Origin of the sequence: Paenibacillus paridis (assembly GCF_006345825.1) — a bacterium.
Lineage (GTDB): Bacteria > Bacillota > Bacilli > Paenibacillales > Paenibacillaceae > Pristimantibacillus > Pristimantibacillus paridis.
Genome location: NZ_VCIX01000075.1, coordinates 108,676 through 125,459, shown reverse-complemented (window position 1 = coordinate 125,459; position 16,784 = coordinate 108,676). Strand labels below are relative to the sequence as shown.

Genomic DNA, 16,784 nt, shown 5'->3' with positions numbered 1-16,784 from the left:
GGCTATATTACGCTGCGGAGGCCAAAGTTAGTGCAAGCGTGCAGGATAGGAGTGGGGAGAAGGCTTAAATAGAAGAAGTTACTGCGATCGTGCAGGATAGCTATTTAATTGGTTATAAGATGTTCGCGGTTAGGGTGCGGAGTGGAAGCGCTGAGCTGCTATGTTGTATTTATGCAGGCAGGAAGCTGCTTTATCTTCCTTGGGGGGACCTATGCTGCATGCAGTACAATATAGAGCTCCAATTTCGGCTATATTACGCAACGGAGGCCAAAGTTAGTGCAAACGTGCAGGATAGGATCGGGGAGAAGGCTTAAATAGAAGAAGTTACTGCGAACGTGCAGGATAGCTATTTAACTAGTTGAAAGATGTTCGCGGTTAGGGTACGGAGTGGAAGCGCTGAGCTGCTATGTTGTATTTATGCAGGCAGGAAGCTGCTTTTTCTTCCTTGAGGGAATCTATCCTGTATGCAGTACAATATAGGGCTCCGATTTCGGCTATATTACGCAGCGGAGGCCAAAGTTAGTGCAAACGTGCAGGATAGGGGCGGGGAAAAGGCTTAAATAGAAGAAGTTACTGCGATCGTGCAGGATGCCTATTTAATTGGTTATAAGATGTTCGCGGTTAGGGTGCGTTTGGAAGCGCTGAGCTGCTATGTTGTATTTATGCAGGCAGGAAGCTGCTTTTTCTTCCTTGAGGGAATTTATCCTGTATGCAGTACAATATAGGGCTCCAATTTCGGCTATATTACGCAGCGGAGGCCAAAGTTAGTGCAAACGTGCAGGATAGGAGCGGGGAGAAGGCCTAAATAGAAGAAGTTACTGCGATCGTACAAGATAGCTATTTAACTGGAACTGGAACTTGAACTGTAACTTGAACTGGAAATGGAATGGCTCGGTTCGGCACGGTACAGCATAACGCAGCACATAAATGGGAATCAGCAGGTTAGGAGCCGGATGTTAATAGGAGAGTACGGATGAACTGACGTCAGGCAGTAATCCGTAAAAATATACAAACAGCTGAACAGATGAAATGCGTCTGTCCAGCTGTTTATTGTAGTTAGGCAGTTTGTTTTAGACTAGGCTTACTTTGCTGATTGCGGGGTCATTTAAACGTGCGGCTTCCGCATCCGCTAGCATGAACAGGGTAAGAACAAACATGGCGTGAGACCAGGTTAGTGGGACAACCCAGGCAGTTTCGCCTGTGTTTTTGTCTACTTGCTCAGGCAATAAGCCCGTTTCGGTACGGTGATCGACTGCCCATTTCAGCAGCTTTCTCGCTTCGTCTAAGCTTCCCGTTTGAATCCGATAATGGGCAAGCCATAGGGTAGTGAGAATCCAAGGATTTCCTCCAATATAGTTATCATCCTCGTAACGCTTGATGCCGCCTACGCCTGGTACAGTTAACGCTGCTTCAATAGTATCGGCAGTACGCTTCATGTAATCGTGATCGGCTGCTACCGCCCCGAATGGCACTGCAATGCCTAACAGGCTGATATCAATGACAGGGTCATGCTCAAGCAGATACTTTTTGTAGCCTTTAATGCCTTCGGCCACTTGCCCAGCAGCTCCCGTCGCGATTGCTTGCTCGTATTTGCCTTGCGGCACCGTCAAATTCAAACCGCGGTAAAAGCTGCTGCCTTCTTCATTCCAGCATAGCTCAGTAATCGAAGCAGCAATCTGTTCGGCTGCTGCTGTCCACTCTGCTGCCAGCTCAGGCTTGCCAGCCAATCCGGCAAAGCTTGCGGCAGCCGTCAACCCGCCATACACAGCGGCAGAGGAATAGGTATGCGAAGCCTCGCGCTCTTCCCACAAATCGATGCTCGTTCTAGGCAATCCATTGTCGCTTTGCAGAAATCCTAATAGGAAATGTGCGCCTTTCTCTACAGCGGGCCATACCTGCTCGGCGAAACCTGCATTTTGGTTCTCCAAGTAATGCTGCCACATTCCCCATAAAATCGAAGAGCCTTCGTCAATTTGAAGTCCCCAAGACGGAGCAAGACTGCCGTCATGATAGTGGCGCTGCTGCCATGAACCATCCGGCGATTGCGCGGTAAGCGTCCAAGCATAGAAGCTGTCGGAGAGGGCTCCAAGGCCTGCTCTATCAAGCGCGGTTGTAATGAATGCGGCATCCCGGCCCCAGCAATACGAATAACCGCCGCAGCGGGCGAAGTTTTCGTCAAATTCCGGTGCTGCAATGATGCTTCCTGTTTGCTCATCGGACATGAGCTTGAACATGAGCAGCGAACGGTCATAAAGTTCCGCAATCTCAACATCTGCATCTTCAATCGGGCAAGGGGCTGCCTCCGACAAAAACGTATGCCAGTAAGCGATGGTTTCCGCCATCCACTCACTGCTGGCTTTTCCTTTGGCTGCTTCCATTTGCAGCAATGCACTTTGTTCATCCTGCCCAGCGGCAATGTATACGGGAATCGTGATGGATTGGCCGGGGTCGAGCGACTCGATTTCCCATTTCAACGCACCATCCGGCTTCATATCGATGATTGTCCCATTCAATTCGCCACTCTGGACCAAATCCCAGGAAAGGCCTGCTTGGAAGCTTGTGCATACGTTTGCACTTGAAAGCGCAAAATAATACTTATGGCGAAAATGAACCAAAGAATCGGCATCTGGATGGAACAATGTCGTGTTGTACAAATGATTTTCACTTACAAGAAAGGAGGAGTGCACAATAAATGAGAATGAAGCAGGCTGATCGGTGATATTGGTGAACGTATATTCCCGAACGATGACATCCTGCCCGGGAACGGCAAAGTGGAAGCTTTCAATTTGAACGGGCTGCTGCTCGGAGCGGGCGCCAACGCGGAAAACATTCGTTTTTTCCACGTAATTCGCTTCATGTACCCAGCCGTCTACGGCATCATCAAACCAAGAAACCGGACCATCCTTCTGCTGGATACCGGTACGAATCGCATCTACATGCTGCGGCAAATCGATATTTGGCCACCACAGGCGATACATCTTGCCTGTGCGGCCGAGTGAGGCGAGGAACTTTGAATTTCCAATGATAGCGTCTACTAAAAATGGTTTCTTTATGGACACGCTGTCAACTCCTTTTGGATACGGTCTGTATGGAAGATTCACGAACGATCAGCCTATGCGGAATAATCATCCGGTTTTGGTGCACGCTCTCCTCCTGAATGTAGCGGATAAGCATTTGAGACGCAGTATACCCAAGCTGGTACGTCCCTATATCTATAGAGCTAATGGGGGGGGTGGCCAGTTCGGACAGAGCAATATTGTTGAAGCTTACGATGCTAAGGTCATCAGGCACTTTAAAGCCTAGCTCGGTTAAGCCACGCAGGACACCGAAACCGACCACGTCATCAATGACAACAAGGCCGCTTGGCCGCTCAGGCAGGCTCATCATAAAGGACATGGCACGGTAGCCGCTTTGCTGAAGAAATTCTCCTTCTACAATCCATTCGGATCTAACGGTTAAGCCAGCTTCCTTCATCGCACGGCGATACCCTTTCATGCGATCATGGGCAACCGTCAATGACGGGGGCCCGCTTACGAAGCCTATTCTCTCATGGCCTTGCAGAATCAGATGCTGCGTTGCATCATAGGCGGCGAGCTCATTGTCATTATCAACGGATAAGATATGCGGGTGATCTTCCGTGCGGCCAATTAATACAGTCGGAAACTTGTGCTTGTCGAGCAGTTGGATTAAAGGATCGTTTACCCGGGAGGATAACAAAATAACGCCGTCTACCCGGCGTCCGAACACGAGCCTCGAAACCGTTTCCGTCTCATCGCTGGGCGAGGTGGCAGCGGTTAGCAGCATGTCGTAGCCTGCCCGCGTAGATTGCGTAAGGATGCCGCGCAGCAGCTCGCCGAAGAAGAAATCCTGAAACAGCTCTTCTGCGGGACGAGGCAGCATAATTGCAAGCGTTTGAGTCGTCTTGGAGACAAGGCTCTTTGCCATCGCATTCGGATGGTAGCCCATTTCTTCCATGATCCGTTTAACCTTTTGAGTCGTTGCCTTACTGATGCGGGGGTGATTGGATACGACCCTCGAAACCGTTGAAGGCGATACTCCTGCAGCTTTTGCAATATCTTTAATGGTCACCATCTTTAATTGAGCCCCCATCGTGCAATCATGTGTGCATTATATGCTTCATCCTAATGCAACTGCCGTCTAAAAGTAAATATATATCTTAAGAAAGCGTTTCACAAATGTTGAAAAACTGAATAAGAAAGAGATTTATAAAGATAATTAAAGAATACAGGCTATTTGTTCTAAATATTGAACTGTGCAAACGTTTTAACAAAATCTATTGTCTGTTGTATGATGGAGCCACGAATAGAACGCTTTCAAGAGGTGGATAACACCAGTTAACCATGAAATACGGCTAAATATCCGATTTCGAAGCATTTTCTAACGCCAAATGAACAAACGTTTGCACAGTTTCGGTTTTGCTGAAAGCTTATGAGTAAACGCAAACCGGCACACTGCTTCTATCGTTTGCAAACGGACGTTTTTTTATGAAAATGCGCTGCATTCACGCTCTTGAAAGGTTTTGATTCACAAAAAGGCAGGAACACATTATGGAGGGGGATCACCCAGCATGAAGAAGTGGTTTGTAATGTCATTAATCGTTGCCTTGTTTATCGTATCCGCTTGCGGCGGAACAAAGAATGACGGAAAAACAGAAAACGCGGCCAACGCCACGAACGCACCGGCAAACAATGCGGGAGGGAGCACGAATGAAGGCGCAGCAGACGATGAAGAGATTCAGCCTGAGGAAGGCGCATCCTTGCTCGTATGGGAAAGTAAAGAGGAGCGTCCATTCGTTGAAGCGATTTCAAAAGAATTCACTGAAAAATACGGCATTGAAGTGAAATTCGAAGAGGTTGGCGCGGCAGACCAAGTAACGAAGTTGACTACTGACGGCCCTGCAGGCCTTGGTGCCGACGTCGTAGTTTTCCCGCATGACAACCTCGGCAGAGCAGTGACGGCTGGCCTTGTGCTGCCTAACGATTTCTATGAAGAGCAGGCCAAATCGGCTAACTCTGAAATTGCTGTAAACGCTGTTTCTTACGGCGGTACGCTATACGGCTACCCTCGCTCGATTGAAACCTACGCTTTGTTCTACAACAAAGCCCTTATTCCAGAAGCTCCAAAAACATTTGATGAAATCGTTGCATTCGCAAAAACGTACAACGATGTGCCAAACAACAAGTTCGCCTTGATGTGGGAAGTAGGCAACTTCTACTTCAACTATCCATTCATCTCCACAGGTGGATATGTGTATGGTGAAAATGGACAAAACAAAGACGATATCGGCTTGAACACTGAAGGCGCGGTTAACGGTTTGAAATATTATGGTTCCCTGAAAGACAGCATCCTGCCGCTTAACTCCGGCGACATTACGTACGACATCAAGAAAGGCATGTTCACAGCAGGAACATTGGCTATGGACATCAACGGCCCTTGGACCATCGCAGACTACAAAAGTGCCGGCATTGATTTTGGTGTAGCTCCGATTCCGAGCATTAACGGCCAAGCGGCTTCTTCCTTCTCGGGAGTTAAAGCATGGTACGTCAACCAATTCTCGAAATATCCGAATGCGGCACGCTTGTTCGCGAATTTTGCTTCCACGAAGGCTGCTCAATTGAAGGATTTTGAATTGACGGGCGCTATTCCTGCGAACACAGAAGCAACGAACGACTCTGCGGTACAAGGAAATGACATCGTAAAAGGTTTCGTGGCGCAGTTCAACCAATCCACGCCTATGCCGTCCATTCCGGAGATGGGTAACGTATGGAGCCCGATCGCGGCAGCGTTCTCCGATGTATGGAACTCTGGCAAAGATGCCAAAGCAGCGCTTGATAACGCGGTTCAACAAATTAAAGATGCCAATAACGGCACTGCGGCAAAATAATAGACGACTCTTGGTATCGCCCGCCGAACGCTATTCGGCGGGTGAACCGATGTTTTAAATCCGCCGCAAAGAAATAGACAGGCGGTATAATCGCAATTTTAGATGATAGGAAGGGAGCTTGGCGGGATGAAGCGTCATCGCAGCACCGCGGCTATATTGTCGTTACTCGTAATGGGTCTTGGCCAATTGTATAACCGCCAGTTTATCAAAGGCTTGATCATGCTTGCCGTTGAAGCGGCAGCGCTTATGTATTTTGTTCCGAATCTGGGAAGAGCCATATGGGGAATCGTTACGCTTGGCGAGAAAACGCAAGGTCTTGAGAAGATTGGAAAAATTAGTGTGCGCGTAGAGGGAGATCATTCGATTTTCCTATTAATTAGCGGTTTGATTACGTTGTTCTTATTTATTCTTTTTATCATCATCTACATTATGAATATTCGCGATGCTTATCGGAACGGCAAGCAAAGAGATGAAGGAGCCGTGCCTGGAAGCTTCCGGATGACGCTCTCTTATGTGATGGATCGTAATTTCCCGCATTTGATGCTGACGCTTCCAGCGCTTGGCGTATTGTTTCTGACCATCATGCCGATTATTTTTATGGTCATGCTTGCTTTCACCAACTATGCGTCGCCTGATCATATTCCGCCTGCGAAGCTGGTCGATTGGGTAGGGTTTCAAACCTTTGCCAACCTTCTTACTTTAAAGACATGGAGCCATACCTTTGTAGGCGTGTTTACTTGGACGATTATTTGGGCTATTATTGCCACTGTTACGACCTATTTCGGCGGCTTGCTCGTTGCGCTGCTGATTGAGCAGAAGGGGATTCGCTTCAAGAAGCTTTGGCGCACGTTGTTCATCATTCCGTATGCCATTCCGCAATTAATCTCCTTGCTTGTGATGCGTAATTTGTTCAACGGACAATTCGGACCAATCAATCAATACTTAGGTTATTTCGGCATGGGCAAGCTGCCCTGGCTGACCGATCCGTTTTGGGCAAAAGTGACGGTCATTATCGTTAACATGTGGGTGGGCATTCCCGTGTCGATGGTTCTTATTCTCGGCGTATTGACGGCTATCCCGAAAGACTTGTATGAAGCAGCTGACGTTGATGGAGCGACAGGCATTCAGAAGTTCCGCATCATCACGATCCCGTTCGTGCTATTCTCGACCGCGCCGATTCTGATCACGCAATTTGCCGGCAACATCAACAACTTCAACGTTATTTTCCTGCTTACGAACGGCGATCCGGTCAAGGGCGATTATCAATTCGCCGGCAGCACCGACTTGCTTGTGACATGGCTGTATAAACTGACGCTGAATAATAGCCAATTCAACATGGCCTCGGCCATCGGGATTATTATCTTTATCATTGTCGCTACATTCTCGATCTATAACTATCGCCGTACGCGGTCATTCAAAGAGGAGGATATGATCCAATGAAAATGGGACGCAAAACCGCAACTCTTGTCCGTTTGACGTTAAGCTATCTCTTATTGATTGCCATTGCCATCTGCGCGATCTATCCGGCGCTTTGGGTGCTGCTATCGTCGCTTCGCCCGGGCACATCGCTGTTTAGCTCGAGCTTGATTCCAGAATCCTTTACGCTAGTGCATTATAAGGAACTGTTCACTAATCCCAGCTTCCGTTACGGAGTTTGGTATTTAAATACGCTCAAAATCGCGACCCTAACGATGATCTTCTCTACGATTCTCGTTACGCTCAGCATGTATGCCTTGTCGCGTTTTCGCTTTCGCGGCCGTAAAATGACGCTGACGATTATGCTCGTTCTTGGCATGTTTCCCGGCTTCATGAGCATGATTGCGATCTTTATTTTCTTGCTTCAGCTTAATTTACTTGATACGCATGCAGCGCTGATCATCGTTTATTCGGCAGGCGCAGTGCTGGGCGGGTTTGTTGTAAAAGGCTTCTACGATACGATTCCGCGCAGCCTGGATGAGGCGGCGCGCATGGATGGCGCATCTCATCTGCAGGTTTTTGTGAAGATCATGCTTCCGCTTTCCCGTCCGATGCTGACTTATGTGGCGCTAACTACGTTCGCTGGCTCCTGGGTTGACTTTATATTTGCGAGATTGGTGCTCCGCAGCAAGGATAACTGGACGCTGGCTGTTGGGATGTGGGATCTCGTCAACTCTTATCAAAATAGTAACTTTACGCTGTTTGCCGCGGGTGCGGTGTTGATTGCCATTCCAATTACGCTGTTGTTCGTCTTCTTACAGCGCTTCCTTGTGCAAGGCATGATGTCCGGCGCATCGAAAGGGTAAGCAGATGAAGAGCAAACGATTGTTTCATGCAGGAGCGAAATGGCTAGGCTTGATTCTGCTTCTGGCACTCGTCGCATGTTCAGCGGAAAAGAGTGAAAATCATATGCAACCGGCGAATAACCTGGCTGCTTCTGTGCCTAATGCCCCTGAGAATAGTGCTGCGGGTGAGACGGAAACAGTCTCATACCAGGTAGATGAGCAGCCGGGCGGCGTATACTATGAAATTTTTGTTCGTTCCTTCTATGATACGGATGGCGATGGCATTGGCGATTTGAACGGTGTGACGGCGAAGCTGGATTATCTTAAGGAGCTTGGGATCAGCGGAATTTGGTTGATGCCGATTAACGCCTCGCCAAGCTACCATGGTTATGATACGACGGATTATTATGCCGTTAATCCGGAGTACGGCACATTAGGCGATCTAAAGCGCTTGCTGGAGGAAGCCCATAATCGCGGGATTAAAGTCATTATGGATCTTGTAGTGAACCATACGAGCAAGGAGCACCCTTGGTTTAAGGAGGCGCTTGTGAAGGAGGACAGTCCTTACCGTAGCTGGTATGCGTTCGCGAAGCCGGAAGAGCAGACAAGCGCGGACGGAGCAGTAGGCGGCGATCCTTGGCATCGTTACGGTAGCCTCAAATATTTAGGCGTATTCTGGGAAGGCATGCCGGATCTGAACTTCGATGAGCCAAAGGTACGCGCGGAAATGATCAAGATCGGACAGTACTGGCTGGAACAAGGGGTGGACGGATTTCGTTTGGACGCGGCCAAGCATATTTATGGCGATTTTGCTTCCACGGCAACTACCCCGGAAATCCAAGCGAAAAACAAAGCATGGTGGCAGGAGTTCCGCGCGGGAATGGATCAGGTTAAGCCTGACGCATATCTCATTGGCGAGGTATGGGATTCGCTGACCGTTATTGCGCCTTATTTTGACCATGCGCTTGACTCTGCATTCCATTTTGACCTCGCCGGGCGCTTGCTCAGCGCGGCAGGATCGGAGCAGGATGCAGATCTGGCCTTTTCCCTTGGGCGCGCCTACGGTGTCTACGAGAAATCATCCGGCGGAAATTTCGTTGATGCTCCATTTCTTAGCAATCATGACCAGAACCGGGTCATGACGGCGTTGAATGGGAATATCGATCATGCCAAGATGGCGGCTGCTATGCTGCTCACCCTCCCGGGCACGCCGTATCTTTATTACGGCGAGGAGCTGGGCATGAAAGGGGCAAAGCCGGATGAGCATATTCGCGAGCCGATGCGGTGGTACAGCTCCGCTGGCGGCAAGGGCCAAACGGTATGGGAGAAGGCGCGCTACAATACGGGGGCTGATCAGGTTTCCGTGGAGGCTCAGCTGCCAGAGGAAGCGTCGCTGCTGAATCATTACCGGAAGCTGATCCGTTGGCGCAATGAACAACCTGCCTTGCGCGATGGGAGCATAGCCGAATTCAAGCTGCAGCCTGCGAACTCCAAGCTGAGCGTCTATATTAGAGCGACTGCTAGCGAGCGTGTGCTGGTGATGCATAACTTATCAGGCAAGGAACAAATGGCAGACTTGCAGCCGTCTACGTTGTTTGGCTCATTTCAGAAGCTTGTTTATAGGACAAGCGATGACGCCAAGTGGAATGGAAGCCAAATCAAGCTTCCTCCCTATAGCACGATAATCATGAAATAAGGATGAGATTTAAGAGGTAGAGGAAAACGCGCAGCCTGCGCGGATTTCCTCTACCTCTTTTTGCGCTGCGTGAGGCGGGGAGAAAAGCTTAAAGGCATACATCCGAAGCTTTTGGACAAAATACATAATTATGTCATCACGCGGAGGGTAGACATGAGTTTATCAGGGAAGCGGCTATCGAAACGCTTGGAAGCAAATGTGGATGAAATTAAGCAAAGGCTAGGCAGCAGCGATGATTTAATCGTCAAAAGCATGACAGGCCTGCAAGGCTGGCACGGAGTGCTTGTTTATATAGACGGCTTAACGGACTCTACGATTATTCATCATTCGATTCTCGATTTTCTGATGTCGGAGAACCAGGCATCAGCGCGGAATTCGGTCATGTCTGGCAGCGATACCCTTCATTATATTAAAGAAACGGTGCTTGCCGCCGGTGAAGTCACTATTATTGAGGACTATGACAAGCTGTTTCTGAATCTGCTGTCGGGCGTGGCTATTCTCTTGCTGGAGGATTGCGAGGAATGCCTAGCAATCGCTGCGGAGGGCTGGAAGGATCGAAATGTCAGCGAACCAACCTCACAGGGAGTCGTGAGGGGGCCGATGGAAGCATTCACGGAAAATATTCGGACCAATACGGCACTGATTCGCAGGAAAATCAAGGACCCGCAGCTTTGGCTGGTAGGAAGAAGCATTGGAAGTGTGACGCAAACGAATGTAGCGGTCATGTACCTGAATGAAATCGCGGAGAAAAGCCTAGTCGACGAGGTGTTCCGCCGCTTGGACAAAATTAATATCGACGGCATTCTAGAGAGCGGCTACATTGAAGAGTTTATACAGGAAAGCTCCTATTCACCCTTTCCGACAGTATATAACACGGAGCGGCCGGATACGATTGCTGCTGGTCTGCTGGAAGGGAAGGTCGCAATTCTGGTAGACGGAACGCCGTTTGCCCTTCTTGTGCCAGCACTGTTTGTTCAATTCTTTCAATCGGCAGAGGATTACTATCAGAGAGCGGACGTAAGCACGCTGCTCCGTTTGCTTCGTTATGTCAGTTTTCTGATTACGATGCTTGCACCGTCGGTCTATATTGCGATTACTACCTTCCATCAGGAGATGCTGCCAACGGGTTTGCTGATCAATCTGGCAGCGCAGCGGGAGGGCGTGCCCTTTCCTGCTTTCGTAGAGGCCTTGCTAATGGAGGTCACCTTTGAAATTTTGCGCGAGGCAGGCGTGCGGATGCCAAAAACAGTAGGCCAAGCCGTCTCGATTGTCGGTACGCTTGTTATCGGCCAAGCGGCCGTCGATGCAGGGATCGTATCGGCTGTTATGGTCATTATCGTGTCGATTACGGCGATTTCCAGCTTCGTCATCCCGGCCGTGAACATTTCTATTTCTGTTCGGATGATTCGTTTCGGATTGATGGGGCTTGCCGCTTCCTTCGGCCTGTTCGGCATTTTGATGGGCGTTATTCTACTTGTTCTCCACCTGAATACGTTGAAATCGTTTGGCGTGCCCTACATGCAGTCGCTCGCTCCGTTCGTATGGGAAGACCAGAAGGATACGCTATTTCGTTTCTCGTGGAAAAATATGAGGACAAGGCCGCTTGCGACGGGCGTGCGCAATCTAGTCCGTCAGAAAAAGGCGACTGATCTGACTAAATAAATCGAACTGCCGCGAGGTGATGAACAATGGCCTTTCTGAGAAAAAGCTTGCACATATGCCTTGCTCTTGGGCTCGCCTCGCTGCTGTTATCCGGCTGTTGGAACCGCCGGGAGCTCGATGATCTGGCCATTCAGCTGGGGACCTCAATTGATAAGATCGGTAATCAATACCGGGTCGCCGTGCAGGTCGTTATTCCGGGTGAGGTTTCCGTTCGAACGAGCAGCAGCGGCATTTCGCCCGTCACGTTATACCATGCAACCGCGCCTACCGTATTTGAGGCATTCCGGAAGCTGACCGAGACGAGCTCAAGGAAAATATACTCCGCGCATATTAGGGTTCTTGTGCTGGGGGAGTCGCTTGCCAAGGAAGGCATTGGCGAGGTGCTCGACATGTTCTCGCGCAATCCGGAAGCGCGGACCGATTTTTATTTAATGGTAGCTCGCAATACTACGGCTATGCAGGTATTGAAGACGATTACGTCGCTAGAGAAAATTCCGGCCGAAAATTTATTTTACGCATTGGATACATCAGCCAAAACATGGGCTCCAACCACAACGGTATCGATTGAGAAGCTGATTGAGCAGTTGGTAACGGAAGGGCTAAGCCCGGTGCTAACTGGCGTGAAAGTCGTTGGCAATGCGGAGCGGGGAGAGGAACTGACCAATATTCAGGAAATTGATCCGGCGGCTCGAACCCGATTTGTCGGTTTGGCCGTATTTCGCAAGGATAAGCTGGTGGGCTGGCTAAATGAGGAACAAAGTAGAGGTTACAACTACATTATGAATAATGTGAAAAGCTCTGCCGGGCATTTAAAATGCCCAAAAGGCGGGTTGATTACACTGGAAACGATTCGCAATACGACGCATATAAAAGCCGACATCAAAGGAGGCAAGCCTGTAATTACGGTTAAGCTGAAAAATGTCAGCTCGGTCTCGGACGTAGAGTGCAGAATCGATCTGACTAAACCCGAAACCATTAAGAGACTGGAGAAGGCGGCAGAGGAAAGGTTTGTTGAATTGATGAGCTCTGCCGTCAAGCATGTGAAAGAGACGTACGGCTTTGATATATTCGGCTTTGGCCATCAGCTCTTTCAAGCGCATCCCCGGGCTTGGGAGCAGAGGAAAGACAAATGGGATGAGCAATTTGAGCAGCTTGAGGTCAAGTATGAGGTTGATGTACAAATTCATAAGATCGGAACGACAAGGGATTCCTTTCTTAATTATATAAAGGAGTAATGGTGATGTCGGCAACTCTGCTAATTGCTTTCCTTACAGTGACGGCCTTCGTTTGGGAGTTGATGCCACTGTTTAAGAAAGGCTTTATAAAGGACGCTATGCTTTACTTAGTCTTGTTAATGGTGGGCGTTTACCTTAGCGTATGTACGATTCTGTTATTCGACTTGCCAAGCCCGATGGCGTTGTTGAACATTATTTTCAAACCGCTGCTGAAAGGGTTTGCCCCGTAAGGGAAAGGAGAGGTTGCGCACGATGCAGGCCGAGCAACGGGTTAGCGTAAGACAGATGAAAGTGCTTCTGATCTTCTTTATTGTCGGTGACTTAATGTGGTATCTGCCCTCGTATACGGCAGGCGTAGCGGATCAAGATGCATGGATGGCCGCCTTGCTTGGGGTAGGGCTTGGCATCGGCGTGTCTTCTTTTATTTACTGGTTTGGGTCCCGATTTCCGGGGATGACGATTATCGACATTCACCGCCACGTCTTAGGCAAATTTGCTGGCGGAATTTTGTCCTTGCTGTTTCTTATACATTTAATGAGCAACGGAAGCGCTCAAATTCGGGTTATCGGTGATTTTATGACGACGCAGATGATGACGGAAACGCCGCTGCGCGTCGTGCTATTTCTGTTTGCGGCGGTAGTTCTCATTTCGGTGCGAATGGGATTGACGGTCATTGCCCGAACGGGACAGGTGTTTTTCATGATGTTCATGCTTCTGTTCACGATTCTGATTCTGCTGCTAATTCCGGAGTCGGAGCCAAGCAAAATATTGCCTATTGCCAGCCACAGCGCAGCGGACATCATCAGAGGCGGACTCTTTGTGGTGGCGTTTCCTTATTGCCAGATGACTGTGTTTCTCATGCTATTTCCGTTATTGGAGGAGGAACGTTTGTCCCTGAAGCAGTATATGATTCCTTTGATCATCGGTGGTGCGGTTATCATTATCGTAGTTACCTTGTCGATTTTGGTCCTGGGTGCTTATATGACCCAGCACCAGCTGTATTCTACCTATACGATGGCCAAAAAAATTAGCATCGGAAATTTTCTCCAGCGGCTTGAGGCGATTCTGGTCATCAATTATTTGCTGTCGACCTATTTCAAATGCGTCATCACGTTGTATGCGTTCTGCCGCGGTCTGACGCAATTGTTTGGCCTTCGAGATTATCGGGTGCTGACACTGCCTATATTTCTTTTCATCTTCGGCTATTCGTATGTGATTTCGACCAACGTAGTTTTTTTTAATAGTCTGGGCCCGGCCTGGGCCTTGTGGGAGATGAGCAACGTCATCTTTTTGCTTGGATTTGTTTATGTTGTTCATCTTCTCAAAGGCTTGATAAAGGGAAAGCCTCTTCATTCGTCATGAAGCGGTTTTTTGCGTGCTTGCCCAGCGTATACGATGCGAGTGGAACTTGCTGGCTCGCATCGCTTTCCCACTTAGCACTTTCCATACCTTGCGGTTACGGCTGCATTCCTGTTCGTGATTGTATGAAATATCCGGCGACCGGCCAGATCGTTATAAGGCTAACTTTAGGCGGACGGGATTATTTTTTGAAATGGTCCTGAAACTGGCTGGGGGTGCAGTTGGCATATTTTTTGAAGATGCTGATAAAGTACTTATAATCTTTAAAACCGACCTCGGTTGCGATGTTGTATACTTTGCCCGTACCTGCTTGCAACTGCTCCATGGCCTTCTGAACGCGGTAGCGATTCAAAAAATCGTTGAACGTATAGGAGGTCTCCGCTTTGAACTTTTGGTTCAAGTAGGTGGAGCTGATGCCTATTCGGGTGACGAGATCCTGGATGCTGATCTTCTCGGCATAATGCTGCTGGATATAGGCGATCATTTGCGAGACGTATTTGGAGGTTTGATTTGTGTTCTCCAGAATGCTTGCGCTGATCGTCTCGTCGATCTGGTGAGGTTGCTTCTTAAGAAGCTCATATTTCCGCTTAAGCTCAATCTGATTTTTGGCGCGATCAAGCGCGGCGAGGAGCTGGTCCTGCTCAAGCGGCTTCAGCAAATATTCGCTGACTCCCAGGTGAATCGCTTTTTTGGCCAAATGAAACTCGTCGTAGCCTGAAATGATAATGTAGCTGCATATCGCCTCATCGAGACTTTTCTCAATCATCGTAATGCCGTCCATCAAAGGCATATTCACGTCGGCAATGACAATATCGGGCTGTAATTGCTTGATCTTGGCGAGCCCTTCTTCTCCGTTGCAAGCCTCATCGATAATGACGCAATCGGACGCTAACCAATCGAAGGTAAATCGCAGCCCCTTGCGAATCATTTCCTCATCTTCCACCAGCAGAACTTTAAACATGCACATCACCCTTCTCGTAAGGCAGTCTAATTGTTACACATGTTCCTTCTCCTAAACGGCTCAGAAGCTGAATGCCATAACCTGGGCCATAGAGCAGCAGAAGCCTTCGGTGCACATTGCTCAGGCCAATATGCTTTGTCGGAATATCGGGATCATTCAGCAGCTGCCGGATTTGCTCCAGCCGCTCTTCGCTCATGCCGCTTCCGTCGTCTTCTACTTCAAGAATCAAGTCCGTTTCGTCCAAATAACCGCGAATGGATATCAATAAAGACTCTTGATGAAGATAGCCATACCGAATCGAGTTTTCGATAATCGCCTGCAGGAGAAGCTTGGGAACTAACGCATGCCGGCTCTGTTCGGAGAGCTGCATGTCATAGCTCAGCCGCTCGTTAAAGCGGATTTGCTGCAGACGCAGGTAATCCGTCGTATGATTCAGATCGTCGCTCAGCAGAACGGTCTGTCCATCGTTGCTGATGCTGTAGCGGAGCAGCCGGGACAATATCATGACGATGTCCTGCGCTTGCTTACTGTCTACGACAATCGCGTATCGAAGCGTTTCCAATACATTGAATATAAAATGAGGATGGAACTGCGATTGCAGATGCTTGACCTCGATTAGCCGCCTGAGGTTCGAGAGCTCCTCGTTCTTATGGAGCAGCTCATTCAAGCGAATAAGCATGATATTGTATTGGTCTGCCAAGGTTTCGAATTCATCTCCGGTATGGATGTCGACATAGGAAAGCGTGTTTCCTTGCTGCAGCTGATTGACGGCAAACAGCAGCTTATCGATGGATTGCGTATTCCGGGTCGACATTTTATTCGCCAAAAATTGAATGAGAAACCAGAGCAGCAGGCTGGTCACGACGATGAAGACGATCAAGGATACATAGACATACCGCTGAAGCTGACTGGAATTAAGCGTGAATACATTGATTTCGGTTAACGGAATGCTGGCTTGGCTCATATAGTACGAGCCGCCGTTAAGCTTCACGTTGCCTTTGGAATCAAAAATGGGAGCGAATTTATTCATGAGGCCCTTCGTTATATTGTTGGTCGTCGCAATAATGGTGTGATGGCGGTCGGTAACGACCGAGATCTCGTTATTTTGCACAAAGATGAGCTTTTGAATATCCTCCTCATACAGCTGGTACAAAATATATCCGATGACCTGTTTATCCTTGATGATGGCTTTGCCATAGGTATATACGGTGTAACGGTCGTGAGAATAACGGATTTTGTTCGCCTCGACAAGCGTGGCCTCCGGTGCTTTGGCAATGCGAGGGACAATCGTTCTGTAGATCATCTCCTGAATATCCGAATCGGAAGGGGCGGTCGACGCCAAATAAATGCCTTTCGTATCGATGATATAGAACACGCTTTTCACCGATTGATGGGTATTGAACTCGTAAAATTCCTCATATACGTTTTGGCTCTCCAGCCTTGTCGCGGCAAAATCGGATACGAGCGGCAAAGAGGCCATGCGGTTAATTTCATTATAGTAGTTAAAATAGACGTCGGAGAGGGATGCGCTGATGGCTTTGTTCGCTTCCTGTGATTTATTGGCTACAATGATCTTGGCATTGAACCCGGTAAACAGGAGGAAGAAGACAAATAAGACGATGATCGGCATGAAGGTGTACCGAAGGAATAGCAGACGGATGGATTCTTTGAAGTTGCTCGTATTTTCGGCCATTTCGCACCCCGC

The 16,784-nt window shown here is 48.7% G+C and carries 12 protein-coding genes; 8 read left to right on the top strand and 4 right to left on the bottom strand.

What is annotated here, in order from left to right; genetic code table 11:
• Positions 1–1,070: 1,070 nt before the first annotated feature.
• On the bottom strand, positions 1,071–3,059 hold the full coding sequence (locus FJQ58_RS06755) for a glycoside hydrolase family 15 protein (protein ID WP_238403861.1): 1,989 nt from the start codon (positions 3,057–3,059) through the stop codon (positions 1,071–1,073).
• Between the two features lie 4 nt (positions 3,060–3,063).
• Positions 3,064–4,092 (bottom strand): LacI family DNA-binding transcriptional regulator, encoded by a 1,029-nt coding sequence (locus FJQ58_RS06750; protein ID WP_139991659.1) that lies wholly within the window; start codon positions 4,090–4,092, stop codon positions 3,064–3,066.
• Positions 4,093–4,588: 496 nt separating this feature from the next.
• On the opposite strand from FJQ58_RS06750, the gene FJQ58_RS06745 reads away from it, so the two are divergent.
• The 8 genes from FJQ58_RS06745 (at position 4,589) to FJQ58_RS06710 (ending at position 14,121) form a co-directional block, all read left to right on the top strand.
• The gene (locus tag FJQ58_RS06745) at positions 4,589–5,905 is read left to right on the top strand and encodes a sugar ABC transporter substrate-binding protein (RefSeq protein WP_139991658.1); all 1,317 of its coding nucleotides are present in this window, start codon (positions 4,589–4,591) and stop codon (positions 5,903–5,905) included.
• 126 nt (positions 5,906–6,031) lie between these two features.
• Positions 6,032–7,345: a carbohydrate ABC transporter permease gene (locus FJQ58_RS06740; RefSeq protein WP_139991657.1), complete on the top strand. Its 1,314-nt coding sequence runs from the start codon at positions 6,032–6,034 to the stop codon at positions 7,343–7,345.
• Positions 7,346–7,347: 2 nt separating this feature from the next.
• Positions 7,348–8,187 carry a sugar ABC transporter permease gene (locus FJQ58_RS06735; RefSeq protein WP_139991725.1) on the top strand — a complete coding sequence of 280 codons (840 nt, stop codon included), beginning with the start codon at positions 7,348–7,350 and terminating at the stop codon, positions 8,185–8,187.
• A gap of 4 nt (positions 8,188–8,191) precedes the next feature.
• Complete coding sequence (locus FJQ58_RS06730) at positions 8,192–9,862, top strand: alpha-amylase family glycosyl hydrolase (protein ID WP_139991656.1); 1,671 nt, start codon at positions 8,192–8,194, stop codon at positions 9,860–9,862.
• A 153-nt stretch (positions 9,863–10,015) separates the two neighbouring features.
• Positions 10,016–11,524: a spore germination protein gene (locus FJQ58_RS06725; RefSeq protein WP_139991655.1), complete on the top strand. Its 1,509-nt coding sequence runs from the start codon at positions 10,016–10,018 to the stop codon at positions 11,522–11,524.
• Positions 11,525–11,550: 26 nt separating this feature from the next.
• Positions 11,551–12,759 carry a Ger(x)C family spore germination protein gene (locus FJQ58_RS06720; protein WP_139991654.1) on the top strand — a complete coding sequence of 403 codons (1,209 nt, stop codon included), beginning with the start codon at positions 11,551–11,553 and terminating at the stop codon, positions 12,757–12,759.
• 5 nt (positions 12,760–12,764) lie between these two features.
• The gene (locus FJQ58_RS06715; RefSeq protein WP_139991653.1) at positions 12,765–12,989 is read left to right on the top strand and encodes a hypothetical protein; all 225 of its coding nucleotides are present in this window, start codon (positions 12,765–12,767) and stop codon (positions 12,987–12,989) included.
• Between the two features lie 22 nt (positions 12,990–13,011).
• The gene (locus FJQ58_RS06710; RefSeq protein ID WP_139991652.1) at positions 13,012–14,121 is read left to right on the top strand and encodes a GerAB/ArcD/ProY family transporter; all 1,110 of its coding nucleotides are present in this window, start codon (positions 13,012–13,014) and stop codon (positions 14,119–14,121) included.
• Between the two features lie 178 nt (positions 14,122–14,299).
• Here the strand turns inward: FJQ58_RS06710 and FJQ58_RS06705 are convergent, their stop codons facing one another.
• Positions 14,300–15,079: a response regulator transcription factor gene (locus tag FJQ58_RS06705; RefSeq protein WP_139991651.1), complete on the bottom strand. Its 780-nt coding sequence runs from the start codon at positions 15,077–15,079 to the stop codon at positions 14,300–14,302.
• Positions 15,072–16,772, bottom strand: coding sequence for a sensor histidine kinase (locus FJQ58_RS06700; RefSeq protein WP_139991650.1), 1,701 nt, complete (start codon positions 16,770–16,772; stop codon positions 15,072–15,074). The genes FJQ58_RS06705 and FJQ58_RS06700 overlap by 8 nt, the downstream gene beginning before the upstream one ends.
• Positions 16,773–16,784: the final 12 nt, after the last annotated feature.

Coding starts and splice junctions, on each gene's coding strand:
- FJQ58_RS06745 (WP_139991658.1), top strand. CDS start 4,589: ATGAAGAAGTGGTTTGTAATGTCATTAATCGTTGCCTTGTTTATCGTA.
- FJQ58_RS06715 (WP_139991653.1), top strand. CDS start 12,765: ATGTCGGCAACTCTGCTAATTGCTTTCCTTACAGTGACGGCCTTCGTT.
- FJQ58_RS06700 (WP_139991650.1), bottom strand. CDS start 16,772: ATGGCCGAAAATACGAGCAACTTCAAAGAATCCATCCGTCTGCTATTC.
- FJQ58_RS06725 (WP_139991655.1), top strand. CDS start 10,016: ATGAGTTTATCAGGGAAGCGGCTATCGAAACGCTTGGAAGCAAATGTG.
- FJQ58_RS06720 (WP_139991654.1), top strand. CDS start 11,551: ATGGCCTTTCTGAGAAAAAGCTTGCACATATGCCTTGCTCTTGGGCTC.
- FJQ58_RS06705 (WP_139991651.1), bottom strand. CDS start 15,079: ATGTTTAAAGTTCTGCTGGTGGAAGATGAGGAAATGATTCGCAAGGGG.
- FJQ58_RS06730 (WP_139991656.1), top strand. CDS start 8,192: ATGAAGAGCAAACGATTGTTTCATGCAGGAGCGAAATGGCTAGGCTTG.
- FJQ58_RS06740 (WP_139991657.1), top strand. CDS start 6,032: ATGAAGCGTCATCGCAGCACCGCGGCTATATTGTCGTTACTCGTAATG.
- FJQ58_RS06735 (WP_139991725.1), top strand. CDS start 7,348: ATGGGACGCAAAACCGCAACTCTTGTCCGTTTGACGTTAAGCTATCTC.
- FJQ58_RS06750 (WP_139991659.1), bottom strand. CDS start 4,092: ATGGTGACCATTAAAGATATTGCAAAAGCTGCAGGAGTATCGCCTTCA.
- FJQ58_RS06710 (WP_139991652.1), top strand. CDS start 13,012: ATGCAGGCCGAGCAACGGGTTAGCGTAAGACAGATGAAAGTGCTTCTG.